20 protein-coding genes, 2 tRNA genes and 1 pseudogene are annotated in these 23182 nt (G+C 67.7%); 9 read left to right on the top strand and 14 right to left on the bottom strand.

What is annotated here, in order from left to right; genetic code table 11:
* Positions 1-301: 301 nt before the first annotated feature.
* Both AB4089_RS11185 and AB4089_RS11180 read left to right on the top strand, forming a co-directional pair.
* A pseudogene (locus tag AB4089_RS11185) lies at positions 302-1314 on the top strand (IS110 family transposase).
* A gap of 76 nt (positions 1315-1390) precedes the next feature.
* The gene (locus AB4089_RS11180; RefSeq protein ID WP_390204371.1) at positions 1391-1798 is read left to right on the top strand and encodes a hypothetical protein; all 408 of its coding nucleotides are present in this window, start codon (positions 1391-1393) and stop codon (positions 1796-1798) included.
* Between the two features lie 128 nt (positions 1799-1926).
* Here AB4089_RS11180 and AB4089_RS11175 read toward each other — a convergent pair.
* From AB4089_RS11175 to AB4089_RS11145, 7 genes are all read right to left on the bottom strand, one after another.
* Positions 1927-1999 (bottom strand) — tRNA-Asn (locus AB4089_RS11175).
* 135 nt (positions 2000-2134) lie between these two features.
* Positions 2135-2207: transfer RNA gene (locus AB4089_RS11170), tRNA-Asn, on the bottom strand.
* A 53-nt stretch (positions 2208-2260) separates the two neighbouring features.
* Positions 2261-4222 carry a DNA primase gene (gene dnaG, locus AB4089_RS11165; protein ID WP_441409348.1) on the bottom strand — a complete coding sequence of 654 codons (1962 nt, stop codon included), beginning with the start codon at positions 4220-4222 and terminating at the stop codon, positions 2261-2263.
* 52 nt (positions 4223-4274) lie between these two features.
* On the bottom strand, positions 4275-5564 hold the full coding sequence (locus AB4089_RS11160) for a deoxyguanosinetriphosphate triphosphohydrolase (RefSeq protein ID WP_441409347.1): 1290 nt from the start codon (positions 5562-5564) through the stop codon (positions 4275-4277).
* Positions 5557-6735 carry a tRNA dihydrouridine synthase DusB gene (dusB, locus tag AB4089_RS11155; RefSeq protein WP_441409346.1) on the bottom strand — a complete coding sequence of 393 codons (1179 nt, stop codon included), beginning with the start codon at positions 6733-6735 and terminating at the stop codon, positions 5557-5559. The genes AB4089_RS11160 and dusB overlap by 8 nt, the downstream gene beginning before the upstream one ends.
* Positions 6736-6894: 159 nt before the next feature.
* Positions 6895-8361: a YibE/F family protein gene (locus AB4089_RS11150; protein ID WP_441409345.1), complete on the bottom strand. Its 1467-nt coding sequence runs from the start codon at positions 8359-8361 to the stop codon at positions 6895-6897.
* A 112-nt stretch (positions 8362-8473) separates the two neighbouring features.
* Positions 8474-9847, bottom strand: a complete 1374-nt coding sequence (locus AB4089_RS11145) for an FAD-binding oxidoreductase (protein WP_441409344.1) — start codon at positions 9845-9847, stop codon at positions 8474-8476.
* Between the two features lie 254 nt (positions 9848-10101).
* On the opposite strand from AB4089_RS11145, the gene AB4089_RS11140 reads away from it, so the two are divergent.
* From AB4089_RS11140 to AB4089_RS11130, 3 genes are read left to right on the top strand one after another with little or no spacing between them, the layout of a single operon-like run.
* Positions 10102-10866, top strand: coding sequence for an alpha/beta hydrolase (locus tag AB4089_RS11140; protein ID WP_441409343.1), 765 nt, complete (start codon positions 10102-10104; stop codon positions 10864-10866).
* Positions 10866-11720: a DUF1295 domain-containing protein gene (locus tag AB4089_RS11135; RefSeq protein ID WP_441409342.1), complete on the top strand. Its 855-nt coding sequence runs from the start codon at positions 10866-10868 to the stop codon at positions 11718-11720. Before AB4089_RS11140 ends, AB4089_RS11135 begins: the two co-directional genes overlap by 1 nt.
* 37 nt (positions 11721-11757) lie before the next feature.
* Complete coding sequence (locus tag AB4089_RS11130; RefSeq protein WP_441409504.1) at positions 11758-12660, top strand: lysophospholipid acyltransferase family protein; 903 nt, start codon at positions 11758-11760, stop codon at positions 12658-12660.
* Between the two features lie 135 nt (positions 12661-12795).
* Here the strand turns inward: AB4089_RS11130 and AB4089_RS11125 are convergent, their stop codons facing one another.
* From AB4089_RS11125 to AB4089_RS11115, 3 genes are all read right to left on the bottom strand, one after another.
* Positions 12796-13797 (bottom strand): GNAT family N-acetyltransferase, encoded by a 1002-nt coding sequence (locus tag AB4089_RS11125; protein ID WP_441409341.1) that lies wholly within the window; start codon positions 13795-13797, stop codon positions 12796-12798.
* A 2-nt stretch (positions 13798-13799) separates the two neighbouring features.
* On the bottom strand, positions 13800-15185 hold the full coding sequence (locus AB4089_RS11120; RefSeq protein ID WP_441409340.1) for a glycine--tRNA ligase: 1386 nt from the start codon (positions 15183-15185) through the stop codon (positions 13800-13802).
* 130 nt (positions 15186-15315) lie between these two features.
* Positions 15316-16281, bottom strand: coding sequence for a DMT family transporter (locus tag AB4089_RS11115; RefSeq protein ID WP_441409339.1), 966 nt, complete (start codon positions 16279-16281; stop codon positions 15316-15318).
* Between the two features lie 33 nt (positions 16282-16314).
* Here AB4089_RS11115 and AB4089_RS11110 point away from each other — a divergent pair, with 33 nt between their 5' ends.
* The gene (locus tag AB4089_RS11110; protein WP_441409338.1) at positions 16315-16551 is read left to right on the top strand and encodes an RNA-binding S4 domain-containing protein; all 237 of its coding nucleotides are present in this window, start codon (positions 16315-16317) and stop codon (positions 16549-16551) included.
* Between the two features lie 47 nt (positions 16552-16598).
* Here the strand turns inward: AB4089_RS11110 and AB4089_RS11105 are convergent, their stop codons facing one another.
* Entirely contained in the window at positions 16599-17255 is a 657-nt protein-coding gene (locus AB4089_RS11105) for an alpha/beta hydrolase (RefSeq protein WP_441409337.1), read from the bottom strand.
* A 94-nt stretch (positions 17256-17349) separates the two neighbouring features.
* Here AB4089_RS11105 and AB4089_RS11100 point away from each other — a divergent pair, with 94 nt between their 5' ends.
* Together AB4089_RS11100 and AB4089_RS11095 are read left to right on the top strand one after the other, a co-directional pair.
* Complete coding sequence (locus tag AB4089_RS11100) at positions 17350-18225, top strand: SGNH/GDSL hydrolase family protein (protein ID WP_441409503.1); 876 nt, start codon at positions 17350-17352, stop codon at positions 18223-18225.
* Between the two features lie 99 nt (positions 18226-18324).
* Positions 18325-18930, top strand: a complete 606-nt coding sequence (locus AB4089_RS11095; protein ID WP_441409502.1) for a hypothetical protein — start codon at positions 18325-18327, stop codon at positions 18928-18930.
* A gap of 16 nt (positions 18931-18946) precedes the next feature.
* On the opposite strand, the gene AB4089_RS11090 is transcribed toward AB4089_RS11095, so the two are convergent.
* From AB4089_RS11090 to mmsB, 3 genes are all read right to left on the bottom strand, one after another.
* Positions 18947-19507 carry an isochorismatase family protein gene (locus AB4089_RS11090; RefSeq protein ID WP_441409336.1) on the bottom strand — a complete coding sequence of 187 codons (561 nt, stop codon included), beginning with the start codon at positions 19505-19507 and terminating at the stop codon, positions 18947-18949.
* An 84-nt stretch (positions 19508-19591) separates the two neighbouring features.
* Entirely contained in the window at positions 19592-21076 is a 1485-nt protein-coding gene (locus AB4089_RS11085) for a CoA-acylating methylmalonate-semialdehyde dehydrogenase (RefSeq protein ID WP_441409335.1), read from the bottom strand.
* 31 nt (positions 21077-21107) lie between these two features.
* Positions 21108-22010, bottom strand: a complete 903-nt coding sequence (mmsB, locus tag AB4089_RS11080) for a 3-hydroxyisobutyrate dehydrogenase (RefSeq protein WP_441409334.1) — start codon at positions 22008-22010, stop codon at positions 21108-21110.
* 195 nt (positions 22011-22205) lie between these two features.
* Between mmsB and AB4089_RS11075 the strand changes: the two genes are divergently transcribed.
* Positions 22206-23105 carry a LysR family transcriptional regulator gene (locus AB4089_RS11075; protein WP_441409501.1) on the top strand — a complete coding sequence of 300 codons (900 nt, stop codon included), beginning with the start codon at positions 22206-22208 and terminating at the stop codon, positions 23103-23105.
* The last annotated feature ends 77 nt before the right edge of the window (positions 23106-23182 follow it).

Genomic DNA, 23182 nt, shown 5'->3' with positions numbered 1-23182 from the left:
ACTGGGCATGTCCCCCGGGCTCTTCTCGGAACTGACCACCGACGGGACAGGCAGAGGACATGCCCGCCCCGTTACATTTATTGGGTTCCCGAAGGTCGGGGATTTGGTCGCTGGGCCCGGTATGACTTTCTTGCCCTGTCTTTGATGATCCGGGGGGTGTTGTCGCCGGGCTCGGAGACACGCGTTGACTGCTGATAGGGACACGGCCGGCTCCTTCCACTGGTGCCAGGTCTCTTTGTAACGTGGGTGCCAGCATCGGGTGTCGTGACTGCGGCCATGTCGTGGTGCAAAGGAGCGCCGGATGGACGAAGGATACGAGGTCTACTGCGGACTCGATGTCGGCAAATCCGAGCATCACGCCGCGGCGTTGAATGCCGCTGGAGAACGGGTCTTCGATAAGCCGTTGCCGCAGGATGAGGCGCGGTTGCGCGAGCTTTTCCTCGGCCTGCAGCAGCACGGCCGGGTGCTGGTGATCGTGGATCAGCCCAACACCATCGGGGCGCTGCCGATAGCCGTGGCGCGGGACTGCGGCTGCACCGTGGCCTACCTTCCGGGCCTGGCGATGCGCAAAGCCGCGGACCTGTACCCGGGCAAGTCCAAGACGGACGCCCGGGATGCGTTCATCATCGCCGAGACGGCACGGTCGATGCCGCACACCCTGCGGGCCGTTGACCGGGACAGCGAGGTGCTCGCGGCGCTGAAGGTGCTCTCCGGATTCGATGCGGATCTGACCCATGAATGCACCAGGGCGATCAACCGCCTGCGCTCCCTGCTGCTACAGATTTTCCCCGCCCTGGAGCGCGCCTTCCCCGGAACGGTACTGACGAGATCCCTGGTCTTGGAGTTGTTCATCAAGTACTCCGGACCCACCGGCCTCCGCGCCGCGGGCCGGTCCAACGTGCTGCGCTGGGCCAGGAACCACAGCCGCAAGGACCCTGTGAATCTTATCGATGCGGTCTTCTCGGCTCTGGGCGAGCAGACCGTCACCGTGATCGGCACCGAGGCCGTCGAACTGGTCATCCCCCGCGTCGCGGCGCAAATCAGAGAACTCAAACACCAACGCGCCATCGTCGCCGAAGAAGTCGAAAAACTCCTCGATGACTTCCCTCTTTCCACGGTCTTGATGTCCATGCCGGGAGTCGGCATCAAGACCGCAGCGACGATACTCCTAACCATCGGCGATGCCCGAAACGCGCCCAGGGAAAGAAACACAACGCCGCCGTCATCTGTCTGGCCCGGCGCCGCTGCGACGTCATCTACTGCATGCTCAGACACGGCACCTTCTACGACGAGAAGCCCACCCAGGCAGCTTGACCAAGAGCATAGGGACACCCCCCCCCGACACACCCGCACCCTGTTCGAGGTCCACGGCGGGCGATAAAGTTATTTCATGCCCGACAGGCAGGACCACCAGCCCCTTCCGGCCACATGGCAGCGGTGCGACGCCGGAATCCTGCCCCTGTGGTGGGATCGGTTGTGCAGCCAGACCAGTCCGCAGTCGGCGGCCCTGTACGCCTCCGGGCTGTTCACCGAAGACCGCCGGCGCCCGATTGCCCAGTGGTACAACCCCGCATACGACTCCGCTCTCCTCGTGGCACCGGAAAGCTCCCCGGAGTGGCCGGTGCAAAGGTTCGGCATCTTCTACGCGCCCCCGGGCGGCGGATTCACCCAGGTCCATTCGGCGCCGCACGAATGGCACCCGCGCGAGCCGCGGAAGTCCCCCACGGAGCGGGAGGCCTTCGAGGCCGCCGTCGCTGAGGCCCAGCGTTTCCTCCAGGTGGAAATGTACTTCGTCTGAGCCGGCAAAGGCGGGCACAAGCCCCGGAAGCCGCCAACGGCCACAACGGAACCAAAAGCAGCGCGACAAGAACCAGGGAAATAAAAAAGGTCCCGCGGCGGGTTTTCACCTGCCGCGGGACCTGTCCGCTCCTCCTGCTGGACTTGAACCAGCAACCCTTCGATTAACAGTCGAATGCTCTGCCAATTGAGCTAAGGAGGAATGAAGCAGGTATGACATTAGCAAAGGTTTTGCCGGTAGGGAAATCGGCGGCGGGACCAGTGCCGGCAGGACGTGAAATACCCCCTCCGGGTATAAAAAAGTCCCCGTTCCGGAACCCGGAACGGGGACTGCGCGCTCCTCCTGCTGGACTTGAACCAGCAACCCTTCGATTAACAGTCGAATGCTCTGCCAATTGAGCTAAGGAGGAATGAAGCGGGTATAAGCCTAGCAAACACCAGCCCGGGAAACGAAATCGGCGGCTCAGGCGTCCGCGCGCAGGGACCGCCGCTGCATCTCCAGCTGCATGAGCTCGCGATTGAGCCGCTGGAATTCCTCGGGATCGGCCGAGGCGTCCAGACGCTGCAGCTGGCCCATTTTCTCGGCCTTCACCCTGGTGATCTGGAGTTCGAACAAGCGCGCGAGAATGTCCTTGCAGTACCGCTGGACGCCCTCGGGCGTGCTGGCCGGCAGGGGCACGACAGCGAGTTCGGACACGAGCGGCCGCAGCGGCTCGGGGACCTCGTGGAGCAGCTGCTCCACCCAGCGCACCGGGTCTCCGGCGAACGCCAGTCCGGCGGCACGGATGGCCTCGTGGATGGCGAGGTAGGCGGGCGTGGAGAACCGCGCTTCCGAGAAACGCTGCCACGTTTCACCCACCAGAATGCCGGGCTCCTGCAGTGCGACTTCGAGCGCCTGGCGCTCCATCGCTGCCACGGGATCCCGCGGATCCGGCCGGTTGAAGGACGGAAGCACGGCCGACGGGGGCAAGGGGGCAACACCCGGTCCCGGCCCCGCAAAGCCGCGGCCGGACCCGGCATAGCCCTGCCCGCCGCCTTGTCCCGGCGCGTTCCCGTGGCCGTGGCCGGTGCCCGGCGGGGCCGAGGCAGCCTGAGCGGCACGCTTTGTCGCCGCTCCGACGGCCCTGCTGACCTCCTCGACCGGCATTCCCAGCCAGCCGGCCAGCTCCCGGGCGTAGGCCGGCCGGATACCGGCGTCGCGGATTTGGGCCACCACGGGCGCGGATTCGCGCAGGGCAGCGATCCTGCCCTCGACGGTGTCCAGGTTGTGCCGTTTCAGGGTGGCCCGGATGGCGAACTCGAACAGCGGGCGGCGGCTCGCGATCAGGTCCCGGACGGCGGAATCGCCCTTGGACTGTCGGAGTTCGCAGGGGTCTGCGCCGCTGGGCTCCACAGCCACGAAGGTTTGCGCGACGAACCGCTGGTCCTCTTCAAAGGCGCGCAGGGCGGCCTTCTGCCCGGCGGCGTCGCCGTCGAAGGTGAAGATGACCTCTCCCCCGCTGCCGTCGTCGGAGAGGAGCCTGCGGGCGACCTTGATGTGCTCGGTGCCGAAGGCAGTGCCGCACGTGGCCACCGCCGTCGGGATGCCGGCCAGGTGGCAGGCCATGACGTCGGTGTAGCCTTCCACGACCACGAGCTGGCGGTCCTTGGCGATGTTTCGCTTGGCGAGGTCGATCCCGTAGAGGACCTGGGATTTCTTGTACAGCGCGGTTTCGGGTGTGTTGAGGTACTTCGGGCCCTGATCGTCCTCGTAGAGCTTGCGGGCGCCGAAGCCGATGGTGTCGCCGGCGATGTCCCGGATGGGCCAGATCAGCCGGCCACGGAAACGGTCGTAGATTCCCCGGCCGCCTTCAGAAAACATGCCGGTGAGTTTGAGCTCGGGGTCGGTGTAGCCGCGGCCGCGGAGGTGCTTGAGCAGCGAGTCCCAGCCCTGCGGCGCATAGCCCACGCCGAACTGTTCGGACGCGGCACGGTCAAAGCCCCGCTCGTACAGGAAGTTGCGGCCCTCCGCCGCGCCCGGGGTGAGGAGTTGGGCGCGGAAGTATTCGTCGGCGATCTTGTGCGCGTCCAGCAGCCGCTGGCGCCGGCCGATGTCCTCCCGGTTGGGTCCGGAGCCGCCGTCCTCGTAGTGGAGTTCGAAGCCGATCCGGTGGGCCAGCTTTTCCACGGCCTCGTGGAAGGAGGTGTGGTCCAGCTTTTGGACGAAGGAGATGACATCGCCGTCCTCGCCGCAGCCAAAGCAGTGGTACCGGCCAACCTGGGGCCGGACGGTGAAGGAGGGTGAACGTTCGTCGTGGAAGGGGCACAGGCCTTTGTAGGACCCCAGCCCGGCCCCCTTGAGCGTCACGTAGCCATCGATGACTTCCTTGATGTCCGTGCGCTGGCGTACTTCGTCGATGTCTTCGCGTTTGATCAGGCCGGCCACAGTGCCATCCTAGTCCCCGGGTACGACGCCGGTCCTCCGGCCACGGTGCCCGTCACCACAGCGACGGCAGGCTGCCCACGAGGCGCTCGTACATGGCCAGGGCCGAGCCGTCCGTCAGCGATGCGACCTGGTCGATCACGACGCGCAGCCGTGCGCCGTCGTCCGCGGCGTCGCGCCAGTCGGCGGCGAACATCGGCTCCAGGTGGCGGTCACCCGTGGCGCTGAGGGCGGTGACGAGGGCGTGCAGGACCTCGCGCTGGCGCTCGTAGATGGGCTGCCGGTGTTCGGTGGTCATCACGAAGGTGGTGGCCAGGCCCTTCATCACCGCGATTTCCATGACGGTGTCATCCGGGACGATCAGTTCGGCGTTGTAGCGGGTCAGGTTTTCCGGGCCGTAGACGGCGCGGGTGGCTTCCAGGGCGCTCTGGCAGAAGCGGCCGATGAGCTGGCTGGTCATGTCCTTGAGCGCCGCCATGGCTTTGCGGCTGCCGTCGGCCTCGCGCACCCAGACGTTCGTGGCTTCCAGCCGGGCCAGGGCCGCGTCGATCGCGGCGGGTTCGTTGTGCGGCAGGTACCACTGCTTGGCGTAGCCGACGACGCGGGCGCGGTGGTCCGGGTTGTCCATCCAGCGCAGCTGGAAGTGGCCCGCGACGATCGCGTCCTCGACGTCGTGCACCGAGTAGGAGATATCGTCCGCCAGGTCCATGACCTGGGCTTCGAGGCAGGACCGGCGTTCCGGGGCGCCGTCGCGGATCCAGTCGAAGATGGGGAGATCGTCCTCGTAGGTGCCGAACTTGCTGGTCCGCTCGCCGTGGATGACGGGCGCGTTCACGGCGGACCACGGGTACTTGGCGGCGGCGTCGAGGCTCGCCCGGGTCAGGTTCAGGCCGGCAGGCCGGCCATCGGTGGCCAGGACCTTTGGCTCCAGCCGGGTCAGCAGCCGCAGCGTCTGGGCGTTGCCCTCGAAGCCGCCAATTCCATGGGCGACCTCGTTGAGGGCCGATTCGCCGTTGTGGCCGAAGGGCGGGTGGCCGAGGTCGTGGCTGAGGCACGCAGTGTCCACGACGTCGGGGTCGCAGCCGAGCGCGCGGCCCAGCTCGCGGCCCACCTGGGCCACCTCGAGGCTGTGGGTGAGCCGGGTCCGGACGAAGTCGTCAGTATCGGGGGCCACCACCTGGGTCTTCGCGCCGAGCCGGCGCAGCGCCGAGGAGTGCAGGACCCGGGCACGGTCGCGCTCGAAGTCGGACCGGTAGGTGCTCTTGGGCGGCTCTTCGACCCAGCGGGCGGAGTCGCGGGAGGTGTAGCCGTCCAGGACGGGGGCGGTGGTTCGGGTCTCAGCCACCGGAGACGTCCAGTTCGGCGAAGGAGATGTCGCGGGTCTGCTCGTCATCCAGCGTCCGGTTGAGCAGCCAGTCCTTGGGCAGCGCGGGCTTTTTGGGAGAGCCGGCGCGGCCGCGCGGGCCTTCGGCGTCGATTCCCGGATACGGTGAGTCGAGGTCCAGCTGGTCCAGGGTTCCGCGCAGCACCTCAAGGCTGGTGACGAGCGCCAGTTTGGTCCGCAGTTCGCTGCCGACCACATAACCCTTGAAGTACCAGGCAATGTGCTTGCGGATTTCGCGCAGGGCCTTGCCCTCATCCCCGAACGTCTCGACCATGAGTTCGGCGTGCCGGTACACGCTCTCGGCCACCTGGCGCAGATCCGGCCGGTAGCGCTGCTCGCTGCCTTCGAACGCGGCCATGAGATCGCCGAACAGCCACGGCCGGCCCTGGCAGCCGCGGCCGACGACCACGCCGTCCACGCCCGTTTCGCGGACCATCCGGACCGCGTCTTCGGCGGACCAGATGTCACCGTTGCCCAGGACGGGAATGTCTGGCAGGGCCTCGCGCAGCCGGGCAATGGCGGACCAGTCGGCCTGGCCGGAATAGAACTGTGCGGCCGTGCGGCCGTGAAGGGCGACGGCGGCGACCCCGGAATCGCGGGCAATCCGGCCGGCGTCGAGGTAGGTCAGGTGGTCATCGTCGATGCCTTTGCGCATCTTGATGGTCAGCGGAATGTTGCCCTTGGAGGCTTCCTTGACGGCGGTCTGGACGATCGAGGTGAAGAGGTCGATCTTCCACGGCAGGGCGGAGCCGCCGCCACGCCGGGTGACTTTGGGGACGGGGCAGCCGAAGTTGAGGTCGATGTGGTCCGCCCGGTCTTCCTCGACCAGCATCCGGACCGCCTGCCCGACGGTCACGGGGTCTACGCCGTAGAGCTGGACGGAGCGGACTTTTTCGTCGTCGTCGTGCGAGATGATGCGCAGCGACTCCGGTGTGCGCTCGACGAGGGCACGCGAGGTGACCATCTCCGCCACATACAGGCCGCCGCCGTATTCACGGCATAGCCTGCGGAAGGCGGAGTTGGTGATGCCCGCCATGGGAGCCAGGATCACGGGGGTGTCCACGGTGATCGGGCCCAGCTTCAGGGGCGGGAGTTCCAGCTTGGGGGCGGGAGGCGTTGCTACAACAGTCACCCGACCATTGTCTCAAAGCCGGGCAAATCGGCCCGGTCCCCGCTTCGGCTATGTGGAAACCTTCCGCTGCGCGGGAAAAGGGCGGGTGCCGCCGCGGCCCGGAACGGAGCCCGCGTTCGTCCGGGTTAAGGCCCGGATCAACTCCAGATCAATGCCGGATCAGCTGCGCAGGGCGGCACGCCGTCCGCGCCGCGTGGCAGGGCCGGCGTCGTCGGGCCCGCCGCCTGCGGACCCGCCGTCGTCAGCGTAGCCAACACTGCCGGACTCAATACCGCCGGACTCAACACTGTAGGGCCCGCCGCCGTCGGCCGCCGCGCCTGCGAGCGCGCCGACGGGTACCGCAGCAATGGCCCCAGCCCCAGTCCCCTTGGCTGCATGGCCTTTGATTCCGGTGGCCTTGACCACCAGCACCGCGATGAGCGTGGTGACCGGAACGGCCAGGACAAGCCCCACGGAACCGACGAGTGTGCGGATGACTTCCTCGGAGAGTTCGGCGCTGGTGAGGGCGTCCCCGAGCGGGCGTTCGTAGAGCATGACCAGGATCAGGACGGGCAGGGCCGCGCCGGCATAGGCGAACGCGATGGTGTAGACCGTGGAGGCGATGTGGTCCCGGCCGATCCGCATCGCGGACGCGAACAGCTGCCGGGCACTGGTCTCGGGGGCGAGTTCCCACAGTTCCCAGACAGCAGAGGACTGCGTAATGGTGACGTCGTTCAGCACGCCGAGGCCGGAAATGATCAGCCCGCACAAAATGATGCCGGAGATCGAGATGTTGTCCGACATGTTGGTGAGCGTGGCGGCGTCGTGGCTGCCCACACCGGCGAGGTTGGCGGCGTCGGTGGCCCAGGCCGCCAGCAGCGCTGTAATGGCGAGGCCGAACATCGTCCCCAGCAGCGCCGTCGATGTGCGGGCGGAGAAGCCGTGGGCGAAATACAGCACCCCGATCATGATCACCGTGGAACCCACGAGCGCCAGCAGCAGCGGCGGCTTTCCCTCGACCAGCCCGGGCAGCATGAAGGAGACGAGCACGACGTAGGCGCCGACAAGCCCGATCAGGGCCCTCAGGCCGCGCCAGCGCGCCACCGCGATCACGACGACGGCGTAGAGCACCGCCAGGAAGATGATGGGCAGCGTCCGGACGAAATCGACGAAGACGTAGGCCGGTGCACCTTGGCCGGTGGCGCCCTGGGCTTTGGACAGGTTGAGGTAGCGGATGTTGTCCCCGGGCTTCACGCCGTGGGATTTCGCGATGTCAGGGTTGATGACCACCTTCACCGGGTTGCCGCCCTTGTCCGGCTCGGTGTAGGCGAAGGTGCACTGCGATCCCTCCTGCGGTGCCTGCACGGCGGCGTCACCGCCCGCCTGGGCGTCCGAGCAGCTGCCGACAACGACGCGCTGGATCTTGCCGGTGTCAAACGTCACGCCCGGAGCCGCCGCGTAGGGGCTGGCCAGCGTGATGCCTTCCTTGCTTCCCGAGGGCCACATGAGCACCATGGCCGCCAGGGTCAGCAGCGTCAGCGGGATCAGGATGGCAGCCAGGATCCAGTTGGCCTTCTTCCTCGCCGCGCGCGTCTGGGGCGTCGGCTCCGGATGTTCAGTATGGGAATGGGAGTGTCCGGCGCCCATCAGCAGTTCAACCTCATGCCGAAAACTTTACGGCGTGGGCGGGCGTGGTCCGGACGGATGACGCGTCACGCCGTGCAGTGCCGGCGTGCCGGTGTTCCGGCGGGAGGTCCAGTTAGGCCGGAGCGATGTTTTGGTTGACGTGGAAGAAATTCTGGGGATCGTACTTGGCTTTGACCTCGCGCAGGCGGCTGTAGTTCGGACCGTAATTCTCCGCAATCCTGGGCAGGTCATCGCCGTCCATGAAGTTGATGTAGCCGCCGGGAGCCGAATAGGGCCGCAGCGCGGCCGCGTAGTCCCGCACCCAGGCGATGTTGGCCTCGTTGTCCGCGGGGTCCATCCACTGCGCCGCGATCACGGGCGAAAACTTCACGTTCCGGTTGGCGAACGCCGTGTCCGTGGCGCCCACCCGCTGGACAGCACCATCGATGGGGTAGATATGTACCGCTGTCTGCACGCTGGGGACCTTGGCGCCGTGTTCGATGTGGGCAGCGATGGCGCCGTCATTGAGCTCCGCCAGGAAATCGGCTTTCCAGTAGGCCTGCATGCCCGGAGGCTGCAGCGGGTCGAAGGCCGAGTTCAAGGCGGGGTACGGCATTGGCCCCACCATGAATCCGGCCGGTTGCGCGACGTCCAGGAACGGCTGCCAGCGTGCCGGTCCTTCCGCCGGGTCGCCGGTCCACATGCCGACGACGACGCACACCGGTTTGCCGTGCCACTCCTCGGGCAGGAACGGCACTGGCGGGCCCTGGTGGAAGCCCATGAAAGCCCCAAACTCTTCCGGGGCGGAAGCCATGTGGTCCCGGTAGAACCTTGCCACCGTCTCCGCATGCTCGATGGGGTAAATGATGATGCCGGCGTGGACCATGTCCACGGGGTGCATCCGGTACTCGAACGAGGTCACGACGCCGAAGTTCCCGCCGCCTCCGCGCAGCGCCCAGAACAGGTCCTCGTTCTCGCTTTCGCTGGCGGTAAGGAATTTTCCCTCCGCCGTAACGACGTCGGCTGAGAGGAGGTTGTCGCAGCTGAGCCCAAACTTGCGGCTCAGGTAGCCGATGCCGCCGCCGAGGGTCAGCCCGGCGATGCCGGTTGAGCCGACAATGCCGCCGGGAGTTGCCAGTCCGAAGGCATGGGTCGCGTGGTTGAAGTCGGCCCATGTCGCACCGGCCTCCGCGCGCGCCGTCGCGGCTGCGGGATCGACCCGAACCCCTCTGGTGTTGGAGAAGTCGATGACCAGGGCGTCATCCCACGTGCCAAAGCCGGGGGCGCTGTGTCCTCCCCCGCGGACCGCCAAGTCCAGGGAGTTGTCCCGGGCGAAGTTGACGCAGGAGATGACATCGGCCACTTGGGCCACCTGGGCCACCGCTGCCGGCCTCTTATCGATCATGCCGTTGAAGACCGCACGCGCCGCGTCGTAGCCGGCGTCGCCGGGCGTGATGATCTGCCCGCGGACTTGCTCGCGAAGGCCATCGAACTTTGTTCCGTTCATTTTCTCTACCGTCGATTTCGTGGGATTCGACCCGGACGGTTTCTGGCGCTCCCAGCCGGCGTGGCGCCCGGAGGTTTACCTGCACATGCCTACTCTCCCCGCAATCCCCAGTCAAGGGCACTTTGGCGGGCCGCACCCATCGCAGGTGGCACCGGCTCCGAATCCACACTAGGCACCCCTCTGCCTTGACGAGCCGGGGCGGCGACCTAGGGTTGGTTATTGACGGACGAAGGACCGGAAGGACACACGTGGCGATGCGCAAACTAGACGACCGCGAACCGGAGGCGGGCCGATCCCGGCCCTCCGCCAAGGCCGTGCTGAGAATCGCCGAGGCCGCCGGGGAGACCCGCGGCGTCGCGCTGGTCCTGCACGGCGGTCGGGCCGACAGCTACGATCCGGTCCGTGGCCGGCACCTGAGCCCGGCCCGGATGCAGCCTTTCGCCCGTGCGCTGACCAGGCAGGGCGGCCCGCACGGGCTGGCCGTGTGGACCCTGCGGAACCGGTACCGCGGCTGGAACGGCAAGGACATGTCACCCGTGCAGGATGCCCGCTGGGCGCTGTCCCGGATCAGCAAGGAACATCCCGGCGTACCGGTGTACCTGCTGGGCCACTCCATGGGAGGGCTCACGGCATTGTGCGTAGCCGACGACCCCCAAGTCGAGGCCGTCGTCGCGCTCGCCCCGTGGCTCAATCACGAAACTCCCATCGAACCGGTCACCGGCCGCAGGGTCCTGATCGTCCACGGCACCGAGGACCGCTGGACCAGTCCGGCGAACTCGTTGGACTACGCCCGGAGGTCTGAGGGCGTCGCCGCTTCCGTCGACTATGTCTCCCTCCGGGGTGCCGGCCATTTCATGTTCCGCCGGGTTGGACTGTGGAACACGCTGGCGGACGGCTTCGTCCTGGCTGCCTTTGGCGAGGCCACGGGAGCCGACGTCTCCACTGCCACGGCGGCGCTCCGCGGCGCTCTCGGCAGCGCCGTGCCGGCGGCCGGTGCCCGTATGCCGGTGGTGTTGTGATGCCGCCGTTCCCGCTTGATGCCTTCCTTGCCAGCCTCCCGTGGGTCATCGCCGGATTGGTGGTGCTGCTGGCGCTGACCTTCGCGGTTGCCGTGCGGCAGAACCGGCACTCCGTCATTGACACCGTCTGGGGCCTTGGCTTCGTGGTGGTGGCCGGCATCTCCTGGGCGCTCTCCGCCGGGTACGGTGACGCCGGCCGCCGGCTGCTGCTTCTTGTCCTGGACGCGGTGTGGGGCATCCGCCTTGCTGTCCACATCGGGCTTCGTGCCCGTGGCGGCCACGAGGATCCGCGCTATGTGGCCATGCTCGCCGCGGCTCCGGGATCACGCAATGTCTATGCCCTGCGCCGGGTCTACCTGCCCCAGGGCGTGGTGATGTTCTTCGTCTCGCTCACCATCCAGGTCGGCATGTTCGCCACCGGAAGCGTGGGCTGGCTGGCCTTCGCCGGCGTCTTCCTCTGGATCCTTGGCTTCGTGTTCGAGACGGTCGGCGACTGGCAGCTGACCCGGTTCAAGGCCGATCCCGCCAGGCGCGGCACCGTCCTCAACACCGGCCTGTGGCGCTACACCCGGCATCCGAACTACTTCGGCGACGCCGCCGTCTGGGCCGGGCTTTTCCTCGTGGCGGCCGATTCGTGGCCCGGCGTCCTGACAATCCTCTCCCCCGCCTTGATGATCTGGACACTCGCCGGCAAGACCGGGAAGCCGCTGACGGAAAAGGCAATGTCGGCTCGGCCCGGATACAAGGAGTACATCGAATCCACGTCCGGCTTCCTGCCCCTGCCGCCCCGGCGGACAGGCGGCCCAAAGGCCGGCGGACACCACGCCGGCGGGCAACAGGCCGGCGGGCACTGACGTGCGGGGGCAGGCCGGGTCCGGCGCCGGTTCCGTCCTGGGCTGGCGGCCGAGGCGGTGGCGGCCGAGGCAGTGGAGGCCACAGCCCAGCGACCGCTTCTACCGTTTCATTGTCCGTACCGGGCTGGCGCTGCGCTGGCTGTTCCGGATCCGCGTCCTCATCACCGGCCAGGAGCACCTGCCGCACCCCGGACCGGCAGTGGCCTCCCCGCAGTATGCTTCCCCACTGAAGGTCTCCGCCCGCGGCCCGTCGCGCACGGTGGTGCCCGGCCAGGGGGCCGTCATCGCGATCACGCACTTCGGCTACCTGGACTTTGCCTTCGCCGAAATGCTGCTGTGGTGGAACAACCGGGCCCAGCTGCGCTTCCTCATCACGCAAGGAGCCGCCGACCACTGGTTTGCCGGGCCTGCAGTCAGCGCGGCCGGGCACGTCGTGGTGGGCTACGGCTCGGGGACCCACGCCTACGATGCCGCGGTCGCCAGGCTGAAGGAGGGCGAGTACATCGGCATCCTGCCCGAGGCCGGCGTGAGCCGCAGCTTCATGGTCCGCGAATGCAAGACCGGCGCCGTGCGGATGGCCGCCGAGGCCGCCGTACCGATCATCCCGGTCTCCGTCTGGGGCGCCCACCGGCTGATGACCCGCCACCACGCCTTCTCGCCGTGGCGTGCCTGGCGTGCCCCGGTCCGCATCCACGTGGGCGAACCCCTGCTTCCGGGCTCGCTCCCGGACCCGGCAGACGACGCCCAGCCCGCAACGGCGCGACTGGCCAGGACCCTCCAGGACGGGATCGACGTCGGGATTGCAGACTTCCCGCTGAACCCGGCGCCGGGAGCCTGGTGGATGCCGGCCGGACGCGGCGGCGGCGCCCCGACAGAAGAGGAACGACGCCGGCTCGACGAGGCCGACGGCCCGCGGCGCGCAGGTGCCAGGCGCCGATAAGCCCCACTTCCGCTGCTGGCGGTGCTGACGCTGCGCCATTAAACGACAACTGACCCGCAGCTGCGGCCGATATCACGCTTCATAACGGCCGCCAGCTGCGGGTCAATCGGGTTATAAGGTCAGTTCGGTTGCGGATTACACCGGGTCGGAGACAACCAGAGTTTCCGAGCCCTGGACATGGGCCTTGCCGCTCTCGAGCAGCGGCTCGACGGCGGCGCGCAGGGCGGTCATCGCATCGTCCAGTTCCAGCATCACCGGATGCTGATAGGCGATCAGGGCCAAAAGATCCCGGACGGCGGTCAGGGCTTCCTCCGTGCCCAATGCGGGCTCGTGGCCGAGGAAAACCTCAGTGGGCTCGCCCGAGGCCGCACCGGAGCCGTCGGCGTCGGCGCCGGGAATGCCCTGCGCGTAGCTGATGGCAAAGCCCTCCAGCCGGCCCTTTCGGCTGGCCGCGACGCCGTGTCCGAAGGCACTGGCCTTGGGCGCCCGCAGCACGATCGCACCGTGGGCGCCGCTGAGATCATCCAGGAACAAACGCTGCACCGTGGCAACGCTCAGCTCCCCCGGACTGTCCCAGCCGTGCACGGCGGTGTAATAGCGGCCCACGACGTCGCTGAGCTCCACCGAGCCGGTGGCCAGGTCTTCGACCTGATCGGTGGCCGCGGACTCCGAACCGTCGCCGAACACCGGCAGCTTCAGCGGCGCCGGGTCCACGACGATCAGGCGGGACCGCTGGATCGGGGCCAGTCCCGCGGCCTCGGCAAACGCCGCCCCGGGGGTGCCCGGCTCCACCTTGCAGCGCAGTTTGGACACTCCCGACGGCGCCTGGGCGGCCTCGTGCCGCAGCATGCTCAGCAGCGTGGACCCCAGGCCCGCGCGGCGGTGGTCCCGGGCGACCTCGACATACGCCCAGAGCCGTTCCGGATGCAGTGAGGCCTCGTGGACCACGGCCGCCGCCACGGGAATGGCGACACCGTCCACGACGTCCTCGGCCACAATGCAGCGGCGCCACGGCGAGTTGCCAGAGGGCGCCAGCGTGCCGCGGAACTGTCCGGCCTGGACCGTCTCGGGACCGCCCCAGACTTCCAGCAGCGCGAGGTCGTCGCCCTCCCGCCACTCCCGGTATTCGATGGCCATGATCAGGCGCCGATCAGCCGCGCGGCCAGGTAGCCCTCGACCTTGTCCAGGGACACGCGTTCCTGGCTCATGGTGTCGCGTTCGCGGATGGTGACGGCCTGGTCGTCCAGGGTCTCGAAGTCCACGGTGATGCAGAACGGGGTGCCGATCTCGTCCTGGCGGCGGTAGCGGCGGCCGATGGCGCCGGCGTCGTCGAACTCGATGTTCCAGCTCTTGCGCAGCTGCGCGGCGAGGTCCTTGGCCTTCGGGGACAGATCCTCGTTGCGGCTCAGCGGCAGCACAGCTGCCTTGACCGGGGCCAGGCGCGGGTCGAGCTTGAGCACGGTGCGGATGTCCACGCCGCCCTTGGCATTGGGGGCCTCGTCCTCGGTGTAGGCATCGATCATGAAGGCCATGAACGAGCGGGTGAGGCCGGCGGCCGGCTCGATCACGTACGGGGTGTAGCGCTCGTTCGTGGCCTGGTTGAAGTAGCTCAGGTCCGCGCCGGAGGCCTTGGCGTGGGTGGAGAGGTCAAAGTCGGTGCGGTTGGCGATGCCTTCCAGCTCGCCCCACTCCGAGCCCTGGAACCCGAAGCGGTATTCGATGTCCGTGGTGCCCTTGGAGTAGTGGCTGAGCTTGTCCAGCGGGTGCTCGAAGAAGCGCAGGTTTTCTTCGCGGATGCCCAGGCCCGTGTACCAGGACATGCGTTCCTTCATCCAGTACTCGTGCCACTGCTCGTCGGTGCCGGGCTCGACGAAGAATTCCATCTCCATCTGCTCGAACTCGCGGGTGCGGAAGATGAAGTTGCCCGGCGTGATCTCGTTGCGGAAGGACTTGCCGATCTGGCCGATGCCGAACGGGGGCTTCTTCCGCGAGGTGGTCAGGACGTTGCCGAAGTTCACGAAGATGCCCTGGGCCGTTTCGGGCCGCAGGTAGTGCAGGCCTTCCTCGCTGGCGACGGGGCCCAGGTAGGTCTTGAGCAGGCCGGAGAATTCGTGGGGCTCGGTCCACTGGCCGCGGGTGCCGCAGTTGGCGCAGGCGATGTCCTTCAGGCCGTTCTCGGCGGGACGGCCCTTCTTCTCCTCGTATTCTTCCTCGAGGTGGTCCGCGCGGTAGCGCTTGTGGCAGGACAGGCACTCCACCAGCGGGTCGGAGAAGACATCCACGTGGCCGGAGGCCTCCCACACCTGGCGGGGCAGGATGACCGAGGAATCCAGGCCCACGACGTCGTCGCGGCCGCGGACCACGGACTGCCACCACTGGCGCTTGATGTTTTCCTTGAGCTCGGCGCCGAGGGGCCCGTAGTCCCAGGCAGAACGGGAGCCACCATAGATTTCACCGGCCTGGAAAACGAATCCCCGGCGCTTGGCGAGGGAAATGATCTGGTCGAGGACGGATTTTGCTGCCATGGGAACTCCAATTTTGTACAGGGCCGCTGGGTGCGGTCCGCGGTGTCAGCCCCGGTCACCGGCTGGTTACCGGGCGGGGTGATACGAACAATGCGATGCGTCTGGGCGATGCAATCTCCAAGCCTACCGGTTACCGCTTCAGCGCGCCCCGCGGCCAGGGCAGGGTGGCCAGGATGATGGCGCCAAGTGTCAGCACGGTGCCGAGGACAGTCGGAAGCGCGATCACGGTCCCGGGCACGGGCAGGATCAGGTCCAGTCCGAGGGAGCCCAGCAGCTGGCCGGCGATCATCCCGAGCCCGGTGACCAGCACGCCAAGGCTGCGGACCAGGAGGGCGCCGACGCCGATGAAGACGCAGCCGAGCGGGCCGCCCAGGTACAGCCACCACTGCGCCGGGAGCGGGTTGCCGGCGCCGGCCACGGCGAGCTTGATCAGCCAGGCCACCCACAGCAGGGTGGCTCCGGCGATGAAGTTCACCAGCGTCGCAGCGATCGGGGACCCGTAGTGGACGGTGGCCGTGCCGTTCATGGCCTGCTGGAAACTCATGAGGAAGCCGGCCAGAACCGGGAGCAGCAGGGGAAGCAGCAGCTGCACCCCGGACTCCCCGGCGCTGAACCGGGGCGACACGGCCCATGCGACGGCGGCGACGGTCAGCGCACTGCCCAGCACCCGGATGCCGGTGATGGGCCGCTTCCCCGCGGGCCCGATTCCGAGCCGGTCCACCAGCAGGCCGCTGAGGGTCTGTCCGGTCACGGCGGCAACGGTGAAGAGGGCGACGCCAAGCAGCGCCACAGTGAAGGACTGGGCGAAGACGAAGAGGGCCCCGATGCAGCCGGCCAGCACGTAGTAGGGCGGAAACTGCCGCTCCCGCACCGCGGGCACGATCCGCGCCAGCCCGGCCCGGCCCTTCGGCAGCGCCAGGGAAATGACCGCCATCACCACCAGTCCGGTGCTGAAGCTGACGACGGCGGCGGCGATGCCGTCCCCCAGCGCCACCCCGAGGGCGCCGTTGATCCGGCCCTGGAGCGGGATGAACAGCCCCGCCGCGACGGCGATGGGCAGCCCCGCGATGAGCGGGAGCCGGGGGGTGTGGGTCATGGGTGTCACCTTTGGTCAGGCATCATTGCCTATATGAGCAATTCGGAATTCGAAGACATTACTATCCGCGACGACATGATCCGGCTGGGCCAGTTGCTGAAGCTTGCGAATCTGGTCGAGGACGGTGTGGAGGCCGCGGAGCTGATCAAGAACGGGCTGGTCAAGGTCAACGGCGAAATCGACGAGCGCCGCGGCCGCCAGCTTCACGACGGCGACACCGTCACCGTCAACAACCGGACCGTGCGGATCAGCGCGCCCGCAGCCTCCTAGCGGCCGGCGCGCCCGGTTGTTGGGGCGCGGCTGTTGGCCGGGTGCGCTTACTTCTTGGAGTTGAGCACGACGTGAGTGAGGAACTCGGAGACGTGGCCGATTTCCTGCTGGTTGATCCCGTGCCACATGCCCGTGTAGAGGACCTTGGTGAGCTTCACGTGCTTGCGGACCCAGCCGACGGTGAAGTCGATCTTGTCCTCGGTGATTACCGGGTCCTGCTGGTCGCGGCCCCAGAACAGCGGCACGGTGCCGTCGAGTTCGCCGTCGTGGAAGCTGGGGTCATCGCCGGCGTCGATGACAAAGCCTGAGAGGCCGACGACGGCGGCGAAGTCCGCCGGGCGCTGCCGCAGCAGCGTCGTCGCCATGGCCATGCCCATCGAGAACCCCAGCAGCGTCACCGACGGGTGGTTGGCCTTGACGCCGTCGAGCCAGTCCTGCACATACGCCGCGGCGACCTTGACGGCGTCGAGCGAATAGTCAATGGACGCCGTCAGCGGGAACCAGGTGAAGCCCGGACCCATGGGAAGCGGGGCACGCAGCGAGGCCACCGCGAATTCCTGCGGCAGCATCTCCCCCAGGCTGAGCAGATCCTGTTCGTTGGCCCCGTAGCCGTGCAGCAGGACCAGCAGCGGTTTGCCGGCCCGCTCCTGCTCCGGCTTGGACCACAGGACGACGGGGGCGGGAAGGGCATCAGCGTGAGTCATGGAACCATTCTTACAGTTACCCGACGGTAACAACCTACGGTGGCGTAGCTTAACGTGAACAGTGCAGGATAAGAGGGTGAGCGAAACCGAAGCCATGGAAAATTCACCAGACACCTCAGCGGACACTTCGGCGGATACCGTCGTAACCCACCCGTGGACCCGCTACGTGGCCATGGGCGACTCCTTTACCGAAGGCATCGGCGACCCGGAGCCGGCCAGCCCTGGCGGCCATCGGGGCTGGGCAGACCGGGTGGCCGAAGAACTCAGCCGCGGGCACAACGACTTCGCCTACGCCAACCTGGCTGTCCGCGGCCGGCTCCTGCAGCAGATCGTGGACCAGCAAATGGCGCACTGCTTGTCCCTCAAGCCGGACCTCATCACACTCTCAGCCGGCGGCAACGACCTCATCCGCCCGGGTGGCGATCCGGACATACTGGCCGAAAAGCTGGACTCAGTGGTCCAGATCCTGAGCCTGGGTGGCGCCACCGTGGTCCTGTTTAACGGCCCTGACACCGGCTCCACCGTGCTGGGCCGGATCCGCAGCAAGGTGGCCATCTACAACGAGAACCTGCGCACCATCGCCGCGCGCCACGACGCCGTGATCGCGGACATGTGGTCGCTGCGACAGCTCAATGATCCGCAGATGTGGAATGTTGACCGGCTGCACTTCTCACCGCTGGGCCACCACACCATCGCGGCCATGGTGCTGGACTCCCTGAATGTCCAGCACACCCTGCAGCCGCTCTCCCCCAAGCCGCTGCCGCAGCGCAGCTGGCGCGAGGCGCGCAGCGGGGACCTGGTGTGGGCCAAGGAGTATTTTGTGCCCTGGGTGGTGCGGCGGCTGCGGCACCGCTCCTCGGGAGACGGCGTGACGGCCAAGCGGCCCCTGGCTGGGCCGGTGTTCGGCCCCGGCGTTCCGCTGGGCTCGGGCGAAGGACCGCCCGGCGCCGAGGACGCGGTACGGTCCTGAGCCTGCGGGGCATAAGCTGGAGGAACACTTCTCCGGCCCGATGTTTGAGCCCGCAGACGAGAAGGCCCAGCAGCTGAAAGGCCCCATACCGTGAGCAGTATGTTCTTCTGGATCATCGTGTTGTCGTTCCTGATTCCCGTCGCCATGCGCTTCTACCGCAGGTCCGCCCGCGGCCGGAACCAGGGCACTCCTGGCCAGTTCGGCGGGTTCCCCGGAACCCCGGGAAGCAACAACCAAAGCAACCAGCCGCGCGATGGCTACACCCAGCAGGACTACTTTGGCGGCTTCGGCCAGCTGGGCGCTCCCAGGCAGCCGGGACCGGCAAACGGGCAGTACCCGAACCAGCAGAACCCAAACGAGCAGTACCCGAACGCGCAGTTCCCGAACCCGCGGTTCCCCAACCAGCCGTTCCCGACCGAGCCGTACCCCGGCCAGCAGTACCCCAACCCGCCATATTCCGGTCCGGCCGGCTACCAGTCCCCGGTTCCCTTCGAGGACAGCCCCGAATACCTGAACAACCCGCCGCAGCCGCAGCGGCAGGCAGCCCAGACTCCCCCGGCACCGGAAGCGGCACAGCCGCAGGCGCCGTCGGCCCCGCAGGGCTACCGGGCGCGCAAGCTCGCCGAACTCGACCAGCAGTACAGCGACGGCAAGCTGTCCATGGAGGATTACATGGCCCAGCGCGCTGAAATCATGAAGGGCTAGGTTCTGACGGGCCAGATCATGAACGGCCAGCGAAGTCGACGTCGGCCGCTTTGACTGTTCCTGCGGTCCGCCCAGGTGCCTTGTGATACTGCCAGTACAGGTTGGTGTGGGACACCACGAGTTCCGGCGGCGGAGCGCCAAAGTCGGTCAGGTCCTCAGTGGTGTGGGCGTCGGCCACCAGCGTGACGTCGTAGCCGCGGGTGATCGCGCCGTGGAGGGTCGAACGGATGCACTCGTCGGTCTGGGCGCCGGCCAGGAAGAAGCGGCCGATGCCGCGGTCGGCAAGCACGGATTCCAGGTCGGTCGCCTCAAAGGCGTCGCTGTATTCCTTGGCCACTAGCGGCTCCGCATCGCGCCGGATGAGCTCGGGCACATACTGCCAGCCGTCGCTTCCCCGGGGCAGTTCCTCGGAGTTGTGCTGCACCCAGACGACCTCCACCCCGGCGCCGCGCGCCTTGTCCACGAGGGCGGCAATGGTCGCAACGACGGCGTCCCGGCGGTAGGCCTCTGCGACCACGCCGACCTGCATGTCGACAACGAGCAATGCCGTGTTGGGGCGGTTGATGAGCGTGGTCATGGTGCCTCCCGGATCGTGGCTGTCCCTGGCTGCCTACTCTAATCCCGGAGCCCTATACCGGCGACAGACCAGGGCAACGCGGGGTCAGTCGACCTGGGGGAAGCCGAGGTCGATCACCGAGGTGGCCGGGTCCGGCCACCTCGTCGTCACCACCTTGCCGCGGGTGTAGAAACGGATGCTTTCCGGACCGTACATGTGGGTGTCGCCGAAGAGCGAGTTCTTCCAGCCGCCGAAGGAGAAGGTGCCCACCGGCACCGGGATGGGCACGTTGACGCCCACCATGCCGGCCTCGACGTCGAACTCGAACTGCCGCGCCGCGCCGCCGTCGCGCGTGAAGATGGCCACGCCGTTGCCGAACTCGTTGTCGTTGACCAGCTTTACGGCGTCCGCATAGGTTTCGACCCGCACCACGGAGAGGACGGGGCCGAAGATCTCGTCGTCGTAGACCTTCATGCCGGGCTTGACGTGGTCGATCAGGCTGACGCCGATGAAGAAGCCGTTGGAGTCGAACTCGTGCTCCCGGCCATCCACCACCACGGTGGCGCCCTCGTTGGCAGCGCCGGCGACGTAGGAGGCCACCCTGTCGCGGTGCTCGGCGGTGATGAGCGGGCCCATCTGGGAGGCCGGGTCCGTGCCGGGACCGATCGTGAGGGTGGCCATCCGGGTGCTGATCGCGTCCACGAGTTCATCCGCGATGCTGCCGACGGCGACAAGGACGCTGACGGCCATGCAGCGCTCCCCGGCGGAGCCGTAGGCGGCCGAGACGGCGGCGTCGGCGGCCATGTTCAGGTCCGCGTCCGGCAGGACCACCATGTGGTTCTTCGCCCCGCCCAGGGCCTGGACGCGCTTGCCGTGATCGGCGGCGCGCTTGTAGATGGACTGTGCGATCGGCGTCGAGCCCACGAAGCTGATGGCCTTGACCTCCGGGTGTTCCAGCAGGACGTCGACGGCTTCCTTGTCGCCGTGGACCACGTTGAGCACCCCTGCCGGCAGTCCGGCCTCGGCGAAGACCTCGGCGATGAAGATGGCGGAGGACGGGTCCTTTTCGCTCGGTTTGAGCAGCACGGTGTTGCCGCAGGCAAGGGCGCTGCCGATCATCCACAGCGGCACCATCGCCGGGAAGTTGAACGGCGTGATGCAGGCGACGACGCCGACCGGCTGGCGGACCGAGTGGACGTCGACGCCGCCGGCGACCTGCTCGGAGCGTTCGCCTTTGAGCATGTGGGACAGCCCGGTGGCGAACTCGATGTTCTCCAGGCCGCGGGTGATTTCACCTTCCGCGTCGGAGAGGACCTTGCCGTGCTCGCTGGTGAGCAGGGCTGCGAGTTCGGGGCGGCGCTGCATGAGCAGTTCGCGGACCTTGAAGAAGATGCCGGTGCGCTTGGCCAGGCTCGTGGCGCGCCAGCCGGGCAGGGCGGCGCGGGCGGCGGCGATGGCTTCCTCGACGCGGGCGGCTGAGGCCAGGGCAACCTCTTTCTCCTGGTCGCCGGTGGCGGGGTTGAAGACCGGGCCGAAGCGCTCGGCGTCGGAAATCAGGGCGCCGTTGATGAAGTGCGGAATGCGTTCCATGGGGTGGTTCTCTTTCTAAAAGGGGTGGGGGCTAGTTGGCGGACTCGAAGGAGCCGTCGACGAGCTTGACGATGGCGGAGCAGTCGGTGCCGGACTGGCCGGCGTCGATGAGCCGCTGGAAGAGCTGCTGGACGTGCTCGCCGAGTTCCAGCGGGGTGCCGGTATCCCGCGCGGCGCTGATGGCCAGGCCGATGTCCTTGTTAGCCAGCTCGGTGGTGAACGTCGGGGCGAAGTCGTTGTTCGATGCCGCGGTGGGCACCACGCCGGCCACGGGATACCAGGTGCGCAGCGCCCAGCTGTCGCCGGAGGAGACCGATGCGATGTCCCAGAAGACCTGCTTGTCCAGGCCGAGCCGCTCGGCGAGGACCGCTCCCTCGGCGGTGGAGGCAAGGTTGATGAAGAGCATGAGGTTGTTGCAGATCTTCGCGGCCTGGCCGGTGGTGGCGCCGCCGGTGGGAATGATGTTCGCCGCCATGGGGCGGATGTATTCGGTGGCATCGGCGACGGCGCCGGCCTCGCCGCCGACCATGAACGTCAAGGTGGCGGCCTTCGCGCCGCTCATCCCGCCGGAGACGGGCGCATCGACAAAGCGGAAGCCGGCGGCAGCGGCGGCGTCGTGCAGGGCCTGGGCGGAGGCAATATCGATGGTGGAGGAATCCACCAGCAAGGTTTTGGTGTCCGCGTGGGACAGGACGCCGTCCTCGCCGAGGTACACAGCGCGGGCGTGCTCGCCCTTGGGCAGCATGGTGAAGACGACGTCGGCACCGGCGACGGCCTCGGCGATGCTGCCGGCGGCCCTGACTCCCCCGGCCTCGGCGGCGGCAACGGCTGCGGCGTTGAGGTCGAAGCCGCGGACCTCGTGTCCGGCCTGCGCGAGGTTGACCGACATGGACCCGCCCATGTTTCCCAGTCCGATCCAGGCGATAACTGCCATGGCCTAAGCTCCTTTGCTTGGTGGTTGCGGTGCGCTGCGGCGTGAAAGCCGAGACCCTCTGTGTCCACCATCACATCCTGCTAGAGTGCAATCAAGGCAAAAAATCACAGAGGGTATGTGCATGAATGCACACAGGCGGCGTGGGCTTCCGTATCCGTTGACGACAGACCCGCTGAGGAGGGACCACAAGTGGACTTGCGTCGGCTTCCGAGCCCCGATGACCTGCTGATCCTGCTGACGGTGGCCCGGCTGGGCCGGTTCAACGCGGTGGCCGAGACGCTCGGGACCACTCACACCACCATTTCCCGCCGCGTCCTGGCCCTGGACAAGCAGCTCGGCGGCCGGACGCTGGAACGCAGCCCGCATGGCTGGGAGCTGACCGAGCTCGGCAGCCAGGCCGTCGCCGCGGCCGAGGCCATCGAGGGCACGCTGGGCGCCCTGTCCAGCAGCATTGCCCGGTCCGGCGATGTGGTGTCCGGCCTGGTCCGGATCAGCACCCCGGACGGCTTTGGCGCCGAATTCCTGGCCCCGGCCCTCGTCCGGCTGCAGCGGGCGAACCCCATGCTCAACGTGGAGTTGCTCAGCGCCACGCGCAAGGTCAGCCAGAACCGCTCCGGCGTGGACCTGGAAGTGGTGGTGGGCAACATGGAGACCACCAATGCCCGGGCCATCTTCCTGAGCAACTATTTCCTCCGGCTGTATGCCAGCCTCGGCTACGCGCAGGAGCACGGGCTTCCGGCAACGCTCGACGACGTCCGGCAGCACGGGTTTGTCTCGTACGTGGAATCGGCGCTGCAGGTCGCGGAGCTGGGCCACCGCTCCACGCAGCTGCCCGTGCCGCGGTCCAGTTTCCAAGCCACCAGCGTCTTCGCCCAGCTCGAGGCGGTACGGCGGGGAGCCGGTATAGGACTGCTGCCCAATTTCCTCGTGGCGGGCAGGTCCGGTTTCCTGCCCGTCCTGCCGGACGATTTCCAGCGCCAGCTGCCGATCTGGGCGGTCGCCCGGCCCGAGTCCCTGCGCTCGGCCCCGGTCCGCGCCGTGCTCGAGGCGATACGCGGCGAAATCCGGGAGCGGCAGGACGTGCTGTCCGCCTGAGCTCGCGTAAACGCAGGCTGCCCGGGTCGTTAAACGCAGGCTGCCCGGGTCCGCGCGGTGCGCGGACCCGGGCAGCC

It is taken from the genome of Arthrobacter sp. 2MCAF15, from assembly GCF_052115605.1.
In the GTDB taxonomy this organism is placed as follows: Bacteria; Actinomycetota; Actinomycetes; order Actinomycetales; family Micrococcaceae; genus Arthrobacter.
This window is presented reverse-complemented; position numbering and strand designations above follow the sequence as displayed.